Source organism: Variovorax sp. CF079, from assembly GCF_900101545.1.
GTDB lineage: Bacteria > Pseudomonadota > Gammaproteobacteria > Burkholderiales > Burkholderiaceae_C > Variovorax.
Window position 1 is genome coordinate 1 of sequence record NZ_FMZU01000022.1, and the last position, 15,943, is coordinate 15,943.

General features: G+C 69.0%; 5 protein-coding genes. 4 read left to right on the forward strand and 1 reads right to left on the reverse strand.

The window, feature by feature from the left end; all coding sequences use genetic code 11:
- The first annotated feature begins 108 nt into the window (after nt 1-108).
- Together BLS74_RS25955 and BLS74_RS25960 are read left to right on the forward strand one after the other, a co-directional pair.
- Entirely contained in the window at nt 109-1,149 is a 1,041-nt protein-coding gene (locus tag BLS74_RS25955) for an EscU/YscU/HrcU family type III secretion system export apparatus switch protein (RefSeq protein ID WP_093110043.1), read from the forward strand.
- Nucleotides 1,150-1,190: 41 nt separating this feature from the next.
- Nucleotides 1,191-12,188 carry a LysM peptidoglycan-binding domain-containing protein gene (locus BLS74_RS25960; RefSeq protein WP_093110044.1) on the forward strand — a complete coding sequence of 3,666 codons (10,998 nt, stop codon included), beginning with the start codon at nt 1,191-1,193 and terminating at the stop codon, nt 12,186-12,188.
- A gap of 16 nt (nt 12,189-12,204) precedes the next feature.
- Here BLS74_RS25960 and BLS74_RS25965 read toward each other — a convergent pair whose 3' ends face one another.
- The gene (locus tag BLS74_RS25965; protein ID WP_093110045.1) at nt 12,205-13,101 is read right to left on the reverse strand and encodes a helix-turn-helix domain-containing protein; all 897 of its coding nucleotides are present in this window, start codon (nt 13,099-13,101) and stop codon (nt 12,205-12,207) included.
- Between the two features lie 227 nt (nt 13,102-13,328).
- Between BLS74_RS25965 and BLS74_RS25970 the strand changes: the two genes are divergently transcribed.
- Both BLS74_RS25970 and BLS74_RS25975 read left to right on the forward strand, forming a co-directional pair.
- Entirely contained in the window at nt 13,329-14,906 is a 1,578-nt protein-coding gene (locus BLS74_RS25970) for an ABC transporter substrate-binding protein (RefSeq protein ID WP_093110046.1), read from the forward strand.
- 12 nt (nt 14,907-14,918) lie between these two features.
- The gene (locus BLS74_RS25975) at nt 14,919-15,929 is read left to right on the forward strand and encodes a M14 family metallopeptidase (RefSeq protein WP_093110047.1); all 1,011 of its coding nucleotides are present in this window, start codon (nt 14,919-14,921) and stop codon (nt 15,927-15,929) included.
- The last annotated feature ends 14 nt before the right edge of the window (nt 15,930-15,943 follow it).

The window sequence follows — 15,943 nt, forward strand, 5'->3', positions numbered from 1 at the left end:
ATCAGCTTTCGGTCTGCCTGTTCTCATCGCGGTATCTCCGTCCAAAAGATACTGCACCGGCAAGCAAGACTAATACCAGTTATTTGCAGGACAGGTCACTAGCAGGCCATGGCAGAAAAGAACCAGGACCCGACCCCGAAGCGCCTGCGCGACGCGCGCAAGCGCGGCGAGGTCGTGTTCAGCGCCGACGTCGCGTCGACGCTGGTGTTCGCGGTGGTGATCGTCGCGATGTGGATGGGCGGCGAGGCACTCTACAGCCTGCTGCGCGAACTGTGGCTGCACGCGACCAGCGCCACGCTGCTCGCCAATCCCGACCAGCGCTTCGGCGAGCTGCTGCTGCACACCGGCGAGGCGCTTTTGTGGGGCACGCTGCCAATCACGGCCATCGCCGCCTTCGCCGGCATCGTCGGCTCGCTGTTCCAGGTCGGCGGCGTGGCGGCCTGGGAGCGCATCAAGCCCGACGCCAACCGCATGAATCCGGCTGAGGGTGCGAAGCGCATCTTCTCCACGCGCAACCTCGTCAACCTCGTCAAGATGGTCGTCAAGACGATGCTGCTGGCCGCGCTGATGTACGTGGTGGTGCGCAGCTTCCTCGACACCGCGCTCAACCTCGGCTACATCCGCCCGCCGGCCATCATGAGCGTGTCGGCGCACATGGTGCTGATCGCTTTCGTCTGGGCGATGGTGATCTATGCGCTGATGGCGCTGGTCGACTATGCCCACGAGCACTACGAATTCATGAAGCAGCAGCGCATGTCGATCGACGACCTGCGGCAGGAATACAAGGAGGTCGAAGGCGACCCGATCAACCAGTCGCGGCGGCGCACGGCGCACTTCGAGGCCGTGTACGCGAGCCTCGCCGACCGCGTGCGCGGCGCCTCGGCGGTCATCCATTCGGCCCGCACGGCAATCGCGCTGCAGTACCTCGGCGAACACGACCTCCCGCGCGTCATCGCACGCGGCGAAGGCGAGGTCGCGGCGCAGATCCGCCGCTTCGCCGGCGAGGGCCTGGTGCCGACGGAGTTCGAGCCTTCGCTGGCCGATCGCCTCTACGACGAAGTGCCGGTAGACCAGCCGATCCCGCGCTCGCTCTATGCACCGGTGGCGAAGTTGCTGCGCTGGGCGCAGGGCGGGGACGCGGGCGCATGACGCCAGCGAAAACAGAACCGATCTGATAAGGAAAGCGAACGATGGCCCTCATGATGCTTCTGGACGGCGGCGCCGTATCCCGCACGGCGCAGCAGGCGGCCGCGAACCAGACCGCGCAGCAACAGCAGACGCAGCAGCCCGCGAACAGCAATAACACGGGCAGCAGTTCGGCGGCCGATGCCGCGGCGGCGCGCGCAGCGCAGCTTCAGCGGGAGCTCGAAGCCCTGCTGGAGGCGCTGCGGCGCGCCCAGGAGGCAGCCCGCGAGGCGCGCCGGCGCGAGGCCGAAGCGCAGGCCAGGCTGACGCAGGCGCGGCAGCAGCTCGAGGATGCGCAGGAGCAGGCGCGCAACAAACCGTCGGAGGCCAACAACACGGCCGCCCATTCGATGCAGCAGGGCTACGACCTCGCTGAGGCCAATGCGAAGAAGGAAACGGCGAAGCTCGCACTCGAGGACCGGGGCGTCGAGCTCGCCGAGGCGCGGGTCGCGCAGAAGGGGGAGCAACAGCAAAGCCCCGACGGTCGCACATCGGCGCAGACCGACCAGGAACTGAGGAGCGCCGAGGCTGCCTATGGCCGGGCCCAGACCACGTCCACGGCTGCGGACACCTACGCCCGGACGGAGCAGGAGGCCCAGCAGGCCGAGAACCACGCCGCATCGCTGGAACCGCCGCCCGGGCTGCCGGCCCAGGCCTACGGCAAGACGGACTGGGACGAGATCAATGCAGCCAGGAACGAGGCCACGCGCCTGCGCACCGAGGCGGACGCCGCGCGCGGCGAGTACGACGACACGCAGCAGACGGGTCAGCAGACCACGGCGCAGCAGCCGCTCCTGTTCACGACGACGACGGCCGCGACCTTCACGACCAGCTCCGGCACCGACGGCGTCACCAGCCCGACACTGCTGAGCTATGGCAACAACAACCTGCTCGCCCAGGTCTCCTACGGCGACGACGAGCCCGCGCCGCAATACCCGCTCCAGCCGCTGCTGCAGGTGTCGCCGTTCCCGCTGCCGGGTGCGCAAACCGGCTCCGAGAATCCCGTGGAGGGCCTCTATGCGCCGCCCGGCACGGAACAGGTGTCGGACACAGTCGCGGCCATCGCGCAGGGGAAGAGCGTGGAAGAGATCGCGAGGCAGCGCAATGTCAGTACCGACCAGATCATCTCCGAGGCCCGCGAGGCCGGCGTCGAGATCACGACCACCGCGGCGAACTCCGGCAACGGCGACGTACAGACCACCACCCTGAAGCAGGGCGATGTGGAGCTGAGCTACTACCGCGACTACCAGCACGATTCGCTCACCGTGCGCGGAAGCTACGACGACCCGGCCGCGCCCGGCGGCACCCGGACCATCGATGCCATGCAGGACAGCGACGGCCGCATCCATCACACGGTGGCCGACCCGCAGACCGGCGAGGACGTGTCGGTCATCACCGACTACGAGGAGGGCACCGAGACCCGCATCGACTTCGACGACCAGGGGAGGCGCGTCGAGACCACGACCGAGATGGGCGCTGGGCCGGTGACCTACGAGGTGAAGCCCGGCGACACGGTCGGCGAACTTGCCCGGGCGCAGGGCATGACCGAGGCCGAGTTCCTGGCGCTCAACCCGAACCTCGAGAATCCGAACCTGATCCATCCGGGCGACAAGCTGGTGGTCGCGACCTCGCCGACGACCGTCCGCGTCTTCAACGAAGACGGTTCCATCCTCGAGACCAGCACGACGGGCGACGGCAAGCAGCAGGTGGTCTACGTCTCGCCAGAAGGCGAGAGGGTCACCCTCGCCGGCGAAAAGAGCGAGCAGGAGACCCAGGTCGAGGACATCCGCAAGAGCATCTTCGAGGATGGCCTCACCGTCGCGCAGGTCGCGGCGAACCTGCAGATGAGCCAATCGCAGGTGCTGGCGCTCATGGAGCCGGGCACGGTGGACGTTCAGGAAGCGACTTCGGACAACGGCGACGTGCAGATTACGACGCTTTTCGATCCGTACAGCGGAGAAGTGGTGATCGAGCGCTACGACTACCAGCACGACAGCATGCAGCGCGAGACGATCGCGGGCGACACGGTCTTCGAGGTGCGCCAGTACGACCCCGAGACCGGAACGTTCTCCACCGTCGAGATGGCCGGCGGCGTCGGCTATGCGCAAAGCCTGGTCGACGACCGGCAGCAGACGGCGAATGGCATCGCGAGCGAGATCAGCGATCTGGACCAGGAGATCCGCCTCTGGCAGAAGATGGGCGAGGACGCCTCCGAGCTGTACGAACAACGCCGGGTGCTGAGCAGCCAGCTGGAAGACGCCCAGGCGGTGGTGGATATCCAGCAGGGCAAGGCAGACCAGGTGGCCACGGCCTCGGACAAGGCCACGGTGATCACGCTGGCGCGCGAGTTCTACGAGATCCAGACGAACACGCGCCCCGGCACCGAGGTGCACACCAAGTCGACCGAGCTCTTGAACGAAGCGCTCGGCCTGATCGACCAGCTCAGCGACATGAGCGTGTCGGCCGACACGAACGTGGACTTCCTAGAGGCCGACCGCGACCTGCAGAACGCCACCGCAGCCCGGGAAGAGGCCGATGCCGAGCTGGAGGCGCAGTACCAGCACTGGAAGGAGACGAGCTGGCTCTGGCCCGGCCTCGACGAAGAGCAGATCAAGGAGTGGAAGGAACAAGGCGCCGTGCCGATGGGCGGCTGGAACCGCGGCTACCGCACCGCGGAGGAAGCAGACGAGGCCGCGCGCAAGGAGTTCGCCCAGGCGCAGGAACTGTGGGACGAGGTGGACGACTCCGATTCGCGGCCGGAGCGGCTGGCCTGGCTGCGGCGCAACCAGGCGCTCGAGGACGAGGCGAATGCGCAGATCGCCTACGACGAGGCGGCGGGCGCCAAGGGCGATGCGGACATCGCGGTCCGGCAGCACGACATCGACGCGCTGCAGGAGGAGAAGGACGCCTGGGTGCGCGAGAACCCGGACGCCTACGCCGACGCCTTTCCGCGCCAGGACGAGCTCGATGCGGCCGAGGACGACGTGACGCAGCTCACCATCGGCGGCCTGCTGGGCCAGGACGACGCGAACTTCCAGCGCTACCTGCTGACCCTGCCCATCGGGCAGCGCGACACCGAGGAACGGCGGCAGGAGGCGCTGAAAACCTACCAGGAAGACAACTGGCGCGAGCAGCAGGAACTCAACAACCGGATCACCACGCTGAGCAATGCCCGCCGCCGTCGGTCGATCGACGCGTCGGCGGCCTACATCGAGCAGTGGGGCGCGAAGCATCCCGAGCTCTGGGCGCAGTACGAGGCGCTGGGCGAGCCCTCGCCGACCAGTTCGGTGCGGGCCGTCGAGCACCGTATGGAGCAGCGCGAAGACATTCTCGCGACACCGGCGGGAGAGCTGCTGCGCCCGGCCATCGAGGCGCAGCAGCAGGCCGAGTCCGAAGAGAGACGGATCAGCACCGAGGACCGGGCGCGCATGCAGACCGATCTCGATCGCATCAACAAGGGGATCGACAACCACAGCTTCGTGCGCGACGGGTGGTCGGCGATGTTCGGCGATACCGCCGACGATGCGCAGGCCTACACCGAGGACCAGATCGCGGCGGCGGAGCAGCTCGACGACGACCTGAACGCCGGCCGCATCACGCTGCAGGAGTACGTGGGCAAGCGCGACGCGCTGATGGGCGCCTACAACATCGATTCGGCCGACTGGGCCCAGCAGCTGCGGGATACCGACGAGACCTGGGGCACCATCGACACGGCAGTGCGCACGGTGCTCGCAGCGGGCGCGGCGCTCGGCGTCACGCTGGCGACGGGCAACATCTTCGCCGGCGCCGCCGCGGGCATGCTGGTCAATGAGGCCTACGACCTGGCCAATGACGTCGGCGCCATGGCGAACGGGCAGGCGCTGTCGAACGATGGCCACGTCTCGCTCATCGGGCTGGGTGCCGGCGCCATCTTCACGGACGACGTGACCGGCAAGGAAGTCCGCATGGCGCTGAAGGACAAGGTGATCGACGGCGCCACGAACCTGGTCACCGGCGGCGGCGTGGCCGCGGGCGTCAAGATGAGCGCGGCCATGACGGGCCGCGTCGTCGCGCGCGGCGGCACCTTGAACCTGGGCCAGCGCGCCGCGATCGGCGCCGGCAGCCAGGTCGTGGGGCAGGGCGTGGACGGTGCCGGGCGCGTCGGCGTCGACACGCTCCAGCTCGCGATCGAAGGCAAGCTCGGTACGCCCGAAGGCCTGGAGCGGCTTCGCAAGTCGCTCGCCAACGCCGGCATCAACGTGCTGTTCGCGCCGCTCGGCGGCAGCGTCTCGGGCGCGATCCGAATGGATGTGCTGCGGCCGGTGACGGGCGTCGCGCTGCAGGCCATGAACGACGGCGCCATGAACCTCGGCATTGCCGAGATTTCCGCGCTGATGCTCGAAGGCCGCCACATGAACACCGGCGAACTGGTAGCGGCCGGCATGGGCACGCTGCCCGGCACCATCACCAGCATCGCCTTCCATCCGCAGCGGATGGCGACGGCGCGCGGCTATGTCGGCCACCTCGGCGCGGACGACGGCGAGGGAAGCGGCGCGCAGCGCCCGTTGCGCGACGACGTCGTGAACGATGCGGCGGACGACACGGTGGTGCCGGCGAGCTTCCGCACGGATGACTCGGCCGACACGGCCGACGCGACGAACCCGGCCCGCACGGAGGATGCAGCGGACGTGGCGGACACGCCTGTGGCCACGTCGACCCCGGAGGCACCCGCTCAACCCGTGGTACCACCCGATCCGGACATCCCCGCACCTGCGAGCGTGACACCCACGGCGACGGTGCTCGTCGCCACCGCCGCCGCTTCGGCCGACAGGGTTCTGGCATCTGCAGAGGCGCCGGGCAAGCCGGATGCATCGGACGGCGCCGAGGGCGCAGATTCGGCAGATGGCGCCGACGGACGCAGCGACGCCGATGACGCGGACGGCGCGGACGGCGCAGACGGCACCGACGGCGCAGACGGCGCCGACACGGCGGGCGCCAGCCGCGACGAGCTGAGCGCGCTCGCGGCGAACCGCGGCAGGGGCTTCTGGCGCAGGTCGCGCGGCGTCGACGTCAATCTGATTCCGACCACGCCCGAGTTCAGCCGCCTGCGGCTCGCCATGGAGCGGCTCAAGGGCGTGCAGGATGTTCCGGTGGTGGCAGGCGCCAGCGTCGGCGTGCGCGTTCGCGACCCCGGCACGGGCCAGGAGAGTTCGCAGAACTGGCTGCTCGATGCCGACGGTCACACGCCGCTCGCGCCGAGCGAGGCGGCGCAGCGCATCGAGGCCGCGGGCGGCCTGCCCGAGGACGGATCGGCCGTGCTGATCCTGGGCTGCAATCTGTCGCCGGAATACCTCGGCCTCGTCGGGCAGCACCTGGGGCGCCCGGTGCTGACCAACGCGGAGATGGTGCACGTCTTCAACACCTTCCGCGGCAGCCGCATCGAGACCGGCCCCGCCTTCGAGCCCGGCAAAGCGCCGAGCCGCACGAGCGCGAAGTCCATCGACGTGCGCGCCATCCGGCAGCCGGATGGCGAGATCCTGGCCGATCCCGAACTCGTCAGCACGCACGCTCGGCACATGGCCCCAGCAGTGCTCGCCGATGCCGAAGCCGTGCTGAGGCTGTCGCCGGAGGGCGCGGGCATCTACCGCAGCCCCGACGACGGCACCACGATGTTCTGGGACGGCAAGTCGGCAGAGCCGGTCGCGCTCGACCAGGCCATGGGTAGCCAGCCGTTCCGATCGGGCTCCGGCGTCGACGCCCATGCGCTGGGCAAGGAATGGTGCGTCCTGGTCGCCAGGGGCGAGCCCGGCGCGTTGCGCGAACGTGTGGCGCTGCACGAGCAGCTGCATGCGATGTTCGAAAGCCACAGGCCCGGTTTCGGCGATGCGCACGTGGTGAAGATGCACGGGCCGATCGTGCTTCCTGACGGCCGCCCGGCGTTGGTCGCGCGGCGCGAGCCCGGCAGCACCCGCGACAGCTCCTACCGCCAGCAGGTCAGCACGCGCACCGGCCCTGATCTCGCGGAGATCATGCAGGTGCTCGATGACAGCGGCATGCAGGTCAGCGACCTGCAGTTCCTGCTGACCGCGGAAGGCAAGGTCATGGTGAACGACCCCCGCGCGATCTATCCGCGGGAAGAGGGCACGCGGCACGTGCGGGAACAGGACTACCGCTTCCTCGCGCGCGCCGTCAATGCGCACAGCGCGTCCTCCAACCCGAGCTGGCGCGTCGAGCTCGGCGAGGCGCATGGACTCGACGGCATCCATGGCCGAGTCAACACGACGGATTCGATGACGGCTTGCGTGAACATCTCGGTCACGATCGACCGCATGCTGAGCGCACCGGGCACGCGCATGTCTGCCGTGCCTTCGGATGCGAAAACGCTGGCGGATGTGCGAGGCCTCTACGGCGATCCGCCGATCAGGCGCTTCGACGACAGCGCGGCGACCATGGACCATCTGTCGCGCCTGCCGGACGGCTCGCGCGGCTTCGTGGTGCTGGGCGGCGACGCCGGCGACACCTCGCACATGATCAACTACGCGGTCCGCGACGGCGAGGTGGTGCTGATCGACGGGCTGTCGGGGCGCAACGCGTCGCGCTTCGACGCGCCGGTCGTCCACGTCATCGAGACGCAGAACGGTGCCCACCCCCGGGTGGACCACACCGTTCGCTCGCAGGACGACATTGCGCGAGCGCTCGCGCTCGCCGACGAGCCGCTGCCCGAGACCTGGCCGCAGGATCTGGTGGCCGGGCGGAAGACCCGTTTCGAATCGAACGGCGCGATGCGGCCGCCGCAGGTGGCCGGACCCGACTGGGCCGACGTCGCTGCCGAGGCGCCGCGCCTGATGGCCGACCAGGAGGCCGCAGCACAGGGCGGGCCGGCCGTGCAGCTGGCGCCGCACGAGCAGGCATGGCGGCAGTCCTTGTCCTCGGCCATGCAGAACAGCGTGTTCGTCGTGTCCCGTGTATCGGGCTACGACGGCGCGCAGGTGCGTGCCAAGCGACCCGACATCTTCGACAACTACACCGACGCGCAGGCCGCGGCGGCGCGGCTCGGCGGCGCGTATGTCCACCAGGTGCTGGCGCCGGCAGGCAGGAACCGGCTCGCGAAGGTCGGCCACGTGGAGCCTGCCGACCGCCGTGGCGCGACCTTCGTGTCGGCGGGAGGCGAAGTCCTCGGCGTCGGCATTCCGAACATCCATTTCCGGGAATGGCAAAGCGCCAATGCGCCAGCCGTTCACGGCGCACAGACAACGACCACGCCGCCGCAACAAGCCGCGACCACGCCGCCGCAACAAGCCGCGGCCACGCCGCCGCAGCCGGCCGCGGCCACGCCGCCGCAGCCGGCCGCGACCACGCCACCGCAGCCGGCCGCGACCACGCCACCGCAGCCGGCCGCGACCACGCCGCCCGCGGCCCAGCCACCATCGACCGGCCCGGCACCCGCGTTCCAGGGCTGGCAGGTGACCGCCACCTCGACAGGCTCGGTCGATTTCGACCTCATCATCGAAGGCAGCCAAAGCTTCACCGCGCCGCGGCCGGGTTACGCAGGCCCGGACAACGTGGCGAACTTCGATCCGCGGCAGCAGGCGACGCAGGCCGACGCCGACCAGACGGCGTACCTGGTCGGCGCCAACTCGCCCGACGGGCACCAGGCGCGCAGCGAGACACTGCGGTCCAGGCTCGCGAACTACCTGCGGGGCAGGGCACCGTCCGCCTTCGGCGCGCCCGACTACGTCGCGAAGCGCTACGCCATTCCGGATGACGCGAACCAGGTCCTGCAGGGCGGCGCCGAAGACAGCTTCGGCGCCAAACACGTCTTCGGCACCTTCAAGGAGGCACAGGCCGCCGCGCAGCAGATGGCGAGGGACAGGGGACGGGCGCAGGAAGTCGTTCGACTCGTGGATGCCAAGCTCGACTTGGCGGCGGGCGTGCGCAACCAGCGCTTCACCAACGGCCAGACGGACGGGATCATCTTCGTGAACGCGGACGGCTCGGTGAATCCGGTAAGCATCGCCAACCGTCACACGCCGAACCCGCACATCCCGAGGGCCGGCGACCAGTTCATCGACCCGCGCAACGACATGAGCGTCACCGCCAAGACCTACTCGTTCAAGCAGCGCTGGAAGGTCGGCCTCTTCTCCGCTGCCACGATGATCGGAACCGCCGGCGCCGCCTACACGGCGATGCGCTTCGGCGGCGCCAGCCTCGGCTGGTCGACCGCCGCGGGCGCCTCGGTCGCGACCTACGCCGGCACGCGCGACATGTTCCTGCGCTACGCCTTCGATGCCTTCCTTTACCGCGGGTTGGCCGCGGGCTTCAAGCAGGGGCTGAAGGTGCGCATGCAGAAGCATGCCTCGCCCGATCACGACAACACCTTCGCCCTGATCAAGGAGATCGCGGATCCCGACAGGCAGGAGGCCGCGCTGACCCAGCTCCGCACGCAGCTGGCCAGCGGCATCGCGCGCCGCGGCGGCATCGGCAGGAGCGACCGGGCCGCCAATCGCGCCGCGATCGAGACCTTGCGCAAGGATCCCAACGATGCCGCCGCACTGGACACCCTGACGGCCGCGGCCTACCGGCGCGCAGGCTTGCCGATGGTCGGCGCGCGCGGCAGGTTCAACCGCATACCTCCGCAGCTCAGGACCCAGTACGAGCAGGCGATGCAGGACATCCGCATCAAGCCGACCACGCCCGACGAGGTGCAGCGCGTCGCCGACGCCGCGACGCTGCTGGACACTGCCGCGCTGGTGCTGCGCGCGCAGCAGCAGGCCGGCCGGCTGCGCGGAAGCATGTTCGTGCGCAACGTGCCGCACGAGGATCGCCGGCGCTACAGGCAGGCCATCGATGCGCTCGCGCAGAACCCTGCGGACCCGCAGGCCATGCTGACGCTTCAGCTGGTCGGTCTGGACCGGGTCCAGCGGATGGCCACGCACTACCGCGGTTCGTGGCGAGGCATCCACAAGGCCGACCGCCACACGATCGAGCTGGAAGCAGAGACCTTGAGAACGAGGATGACGCAAATCCACAAGGAGCTCGGCGATGCGCTCGAGGCCAGCAGGACGGCCCACGCCAGCGATCCCGCGGCACGCGCGCGCGCCGACGACGCTGCCCACGCGGCCTATGCGCGCGACATGGACGACCTGAGAACGAACCCGCCGGCCTCGCACCAGGTGCTGGAGGGCATCGGCGACAAGCTCGCAACCTCCAACACGCCCGTGGGCCGCGCGCTGCTGTCGGCGCGCATCGCGAGCTTCGCGTGGAGCAACTCGGGCGCGACGCGCCTGGTGCTGGACCCGATCTACGACACCACCGCCTGGGTCGATGGGCTGACATCGGAGAAGGCGGTCGGGATGCCCGGGAGCATCTATTTCGCCTGGGCCAACAACACCGGCCTCGCCGCCTCGGTGGCCGCGAAGTTCGCGGAAGGCCAGAAGAACCGCCACGGCGTCGACCTGACCATCACGCACGATCCGGAAAGCCGGCAGAACCAGGTGCTGCGGACGCAGGCCCAGCAGCAGGCCCAGCAGCAGACGCCGGCGCAGGGCGCGGCAGCCACGCCGGCACCGGCGCCTTTCGTTCCCGTGGACCACAACGGCAAGCCCGTCAAGACCTACAAGAGCACCGAGAACCAGAACGTCGTCTGGCGCTGGATCAAGGGGATGGGCAGCGTCGAGGCGGCGACGCACAACGGCCTGGACATCAACGGCAACCCGCTGCTGAAGCCGACCAAGTTCGCGCGCCTCGCGCAATGGTCCTCATGGGGCGATGCCAACGGCCTGATCTACATGACGGCAGGGACCGTGATCGAGGGCGTGCAGGCTGTCTCGAACGGGCAGTATCTCCATGCGGCCCTGGTTGCGGGCAAGCTGGTTGGCGAGGTCATCTCCTTCCGCGGCTTGCAGCAGGACTACCAGGGCGAGCTGAGGAGCAGGCACGGAAAGGGCGCCGACGTCTATCACTCCGACCTCGTGCCGACTTTCAACGCGCCGCTGGGCAATGCCAAGCGTCCGGGGAGCAGCACCGCGGCACCGGCCACGAATGCAGCGCCCGGCGCGCCAGTGCCCGTGGTAGCGCCGAAGACCAAGCCTGATGCGGTGATCAGGAAAGGATTGCCTCCCATGGTCAAGCTGGCGATCGGCGTGCCGCTGATCGTCGGGTTCGAGGAGTTGTTGATGCTGTTGCGCGAGAAGGAGGACGCCGCGCGCAAGGCCGGGACGCCACCGCCGGTGCCTGCTCCCACGCCTGCACCGTCGCCAACGCCAACACCGAGTCCTACACCCACGCCGTCACCCACGCCGTCACCCACGCCGTCACCCACGCCATCACCGACGCCGTCACCGACGCCATCACCGACGCCGTCACCGACGCCATCGCCGACGCCGTCACCGACGCCATCGCCGACGCCGTCACCGACGCCATCACCGACGCCATCACCGACGCCGTCACCCACGCCGTCACCCACGCCATCACCGACGCCATCACCGACGCCATCACCCACGCCATCACCCACGCCGTCACCGACGCCGTCACCCACGCCATCACCCACGCCGTCACCCACGCCGTCACCGACGCCGTCACCCACGCCGTCACCGACGCCGTCACCCACGCCGTCACCGACGCCGTCACCCACGCCGTCACCCACGCCGTCACCCACGCCGTCACCCACGCCGTCACCGACGCCGTCACCGACGCCGTCACCCACGCCGTCACCCACGCCGTCACCCACGCCGTCACCGACGCCGTCACCGACGCCGTCACCGACGCCCCCCCTGGTCATGCCGCCTCGCTCGACAAGGCAACTGCTCGATGCGTCGTTCATGCTCTCGCCAGGCGCGCAGCCCTTGGCCGTATCGGAACTGCTTGCGACGACGCCCGAGGCGCCGACACCGCGCAGCGTCGGCTCGCCACCCCACGCCGCGCTGGCGCAGCTTTTCAACCTGGAGGGAAATCCGCGCTCGCCGGCCCCGGCCGAGCTGGCCGATCGCCAGGTCGAGCCGAGTTCGCAGACCCAGGTCGCCTGAGAGCCGCGACGGACGGCTATTCGACGATGCCGTTGCGCGCGGCCAGCGGCTGCAGCGCATCGAACGCCGAGAGCCGCCGGTACTCGCCGGGCACCACCGCGTAGGTGCTGAGGAAAGTCTTGTGCAGGTGGCTCTGGTCGCTGAAGCCGGCCGCGTGCGCCGCGTAGGTAACGCGCGCGCCGCCGGCGATCAGGTCGCGCGCGTACTCGATGCGATGGCCCACCAGCAACTCGTGCGGCGTGAAGCCCAACGCATTCCTGAAGCGGCGCTGCAGATGCACCGGATGCCAGCCGACTTCGCCCGCCAGGCCTTCCAGCGTGATGCGCTGGTGGAAGCCCGAGGCGATCGTTCGGTAGAGGCGATTCACCCGATCGTCGCCCGCATCGGTGAGCGCGAGTGGTGCGGCGCGCCCGTCGACCAGCGGTGGGTGAAGCGGGATCCATTGCGCGAGCCGGTCACGCACGAGCTGGCGGCCGGACGCAGCGGCATCGTCGCTTCCGCTGCGCTGCGCTTCGCGCAGCAGTGCATGGCACTCGATGAAGTCGCGCGCGGCCGAAGCTTGCGGAAAGAGCGCGATCTCCGCATCGCCTTCGACCGGCAGCGGCTCGCGCGATGTGTCCGGGGGATTGACGCAGCGCGCCACCGCGAAGCTGCAGTACATCGCATCTTCGCGCCAAGGCGTTGTGCGTGCCTCGACCGAGTGCCACACCTGCGGCGCGATGCGCATCAGCGTGCCCGGTGGCACGACCGTCACGCCCCGGCTGGTGCGCAGATGCAGCTCGGTGTCGGATACCGAGAGCGCGAAGCCGAAGTGCCGGTGCGGCCGGATCTGGCCCTGGCGAAAGCGGTTGGCGGTGAACTGCAGGCCCGCGAGCTCAGCGTCGCGCCAGTAGCAGGAGTCAACGAGTTCCATCGAAGGCCGAGTGCATTGCACCTTAAGAATTTACAAGGCGGAAAAGCCGCCCCTTGATAACTTCACAGGCGTCGATTGCGATGCAGTCGATACACCGATTCGAAGTGCACGAAGCATGCCAGTGCCGGACGAATCTGTGAAGCCGCGATGTCCAAAAACCCCCACGTCCGCGTGCCGGTTGCCGACGCTCGTGCGAACTGATCTTTTTTTGAGGACGGAGCAACCAGATGAGATGGAGACAAGGCGGCCTGCGCGGCCTTCTGTGCGCAGCGCTGTTCGCATTCGGCGCGGGCCTCGCGCATGGGCAGGAATTGCGCATCGGGCTGAGCAGCAACCCCAGCACGGTGGACCCGCACTTCTACAACAACGACGCGGTGAGTGCGGTGGTCAACCACGCCTACGAAACCCTGGTGGCGCTGGACCCCGACACCCGGTTGATCCCCGCGCTGGCCGCCTCGTGGCGCACGCTCGACGACACGACGTGGGAGTTCAAGCTGCGCGATGGCGTGAAGTTCCACGATGGCAGTGCATTGACGGCGGAAGACGTGATCTTCTCGCTCGACCGGCCCGCGACCATCACCAACAGTCCGAGCTCCTTCACGACCTACACGCGCAGCATCACCGGGAAGAAGGCGATCGATCGGCTGACCGTGCAGCTGACGACCGCGACGCCGTCGCCGCTGCTGCCCAACGACCTCACGCGCATCTTCATCGTGTCGAGGAAGCTGGCTGAGAAGGCGAGCACGGACGACTTCAACCAGGTCAGGCTCGACGCCGGCACCGGCCCGTTCAGGATCGTGAAGTTCACGCCGGGCTCGTCGGTGCAGTTCGCACGCTTCGACGACTACTGGGGCGCCAAGGCCGCGTGGTCCTCGCTCACGCTGCGCATGCTGCCCGCCGATTCGGCACGCATGTCTGCGCTGCTGTCGGGCGACGTGCAGCTGGTGGAGAACGTGCAGGCCAACCTGGTGCCGCAGTTTCGCCAGAACAAGGAACTCGCGGTCTTCGACAAGGTGTCGAGCCGCGTCATGTTCCTCTACACCGACCACCGCGACAGCTCGCCCTTCGTGACCGACAAGGAAGGCAAGCCGCTTCAGAAGAACCCGCTGAAGGACGCACGCGTGCGCCAGGCGATCTCGAAGCTGATCGATCGCAACGTGCTCGCCGAGCGCGTGCTCGACAAGCTCGGCGTGCCGACCGCCAACGTGGCCGCGCCCGGCATGTTCGGCTTCAATCCGGCATTGAAGCCGGAGGCGGTCGACGTCGCGGGCGCACGCAAGCTGCTGGCCGAAGCCGGCTACCCCGAGGGCTTCGGCCTCACCATCTTCGGCCCTAACGACCGCTACATCAACGACGAGCAGGTGGTGCAGACCATCGGCCAGATGCTCACGCGCGGCGGCATCGCGACCAAGGTGCAGGTGTCGCCGATGTCGACCTATATCGGGCGCGCGTCGAAGAAGGAACTGGGCTTCGGCCTGCTCGGCTGGGGCGTCGGCGGCGGCGAGCCCGCCGGCGCGATGCGCGGCCTGCTCGGCACGGCCGACAAGGACAAAGGCATGGGCGCCATCAACTGGAGCAGCTACAGCAATCCGCAATTCGACGCGCTTCTGACCGAAGCCATGCACACGGTCGACAACAAGAGGCGCGAGCAGCTGCTGCAGCAAGCCGCCGAGCTCGCGCTGAAGAAGGACTACGCGATCATCCCGCTCTACAACCAGGTGGCGACCTGGGCGGCGCGCAAGGGCATCGCTTTCGTGCCGCGCGTCGACGAGTTCACGCTCGCGTCGCAGGTCCGGCCGGACTGAGGCGGGCACGCGATGCTGCAGCAACTCGACCATCTGCCTTCCGGCTTCGCCACCGCCTCGGCGCGCGACCTGCATCGCGTGCTGCCGGGCCCGACGCTGATCCACCTGCCGGGCGAAGCGCAGTCGCCGCTCTTCGTCTCGATCCTGCTGCACGGGAACGAGGACGTGGGCCTGCATGCGCTGCAGTCCGTGCTGGCGACGCATGCGGCGAAGCCGCTGCCGCGCGCCTTGTCGATCTTCGTCGGCAACGTGGAGGCGGCCAAGGCAGGCGTACGCCGGCTCGACCACCAGCCCGACTTCAACCGCATCTGGACCTCGGCCCCGCCGGCAACGGAGTTCGAGCACATGGCCGCGGCCGTGCTGGAGGTCATGAAGCAGCGCGCGGTCTTCGCCGCGCTGGACCTGCACAACAACTCCGGCCGCAATCCGCTGTATTCCTGCTTCAGCGCGCTGGACGAGAAGCACCTGCGGCTGGCCCGCTGGTTCTCGCCGATCGGGGTGCTGATCCACGCGCAGTCGTCGCTCGGCGCTGCGTTCGCGCCACTGTGCCCGACCATCACCTGCGAGTGCGGCGAGATCGGCAGCGCGCAGGGGGTGGTGCAGGCCGCGCGCCTGATCGAACGCTGCCTGCAAGCCACGCCCGAGAGCTTCGGCGCCGAAGCCGAGGCAGCGCCGCTGGACATTTTCCAGGCCTATGCGGTGCTGAAGATCCCGGAATCGATCACGCTCTCCATCGACGGCGACGAGGCGGACATCCGGCTGCCCGCCGACATCGAGTCGATGAACTTCTGCACGCTGCAGGCCGACCGCGTGCTCGCCACCACCGCCGCACACCTGGCCATCGAGCCACTGCAGGTGCGCGGCTTCGCCGACGAGCCGATCGAAGGCCTGTTGCTGCGCGACGGCGCCGAGCTCCGGCTGAAGGAGGGCGCCATCGCCGCCATGCTGACGCGCGACGTGCGCGCCATCCGCCAGGACTGCCTGGGCTACCTGATGCAGCGCATCGCGCATCCGCCGGCCTGAACGAACCCACAGGA

Bases quoted from the DNA above. Each gene is read 5' to 3' on its own strand.
- BLS74_RS25970 (WP_093110046.1), top strand. From the start codon at position 13,329: ATGAGATGGAGACAAGGCGGCCTGCGCGGCCTTCTGTGCGCAGCGCTG.
- BLS74_RS25975 (WP_093110047.1), top strand. From the start codon at position 14,919: ATGCTGCAGCAACTCGACCATCTGCCTTCCGGCTTCGCCACCGCCTCG.
- BLS74_RS25965 (WP_093110045.1), bottom strand. From the start codon at position 13,101: ATGGAACTCGTTGACTCCTGCTACTGGCGCGACGCTGAGCTCGCGGGC.
- BLS74_RS25960 (WP_093110044.1), top strand. From the start codon at position 1,191: ATGGCCCTCATGATGCTTCTGGACGGCGGCGCCGTATCCCGCACGGCG.
- BLS74_RS25955 (WP_093110043.1), top strand. From the start codon at position 109: ATGGCAGAAAAGAACCAGGACCCGACCCCGAAGCGCCTGCGCGACGCG.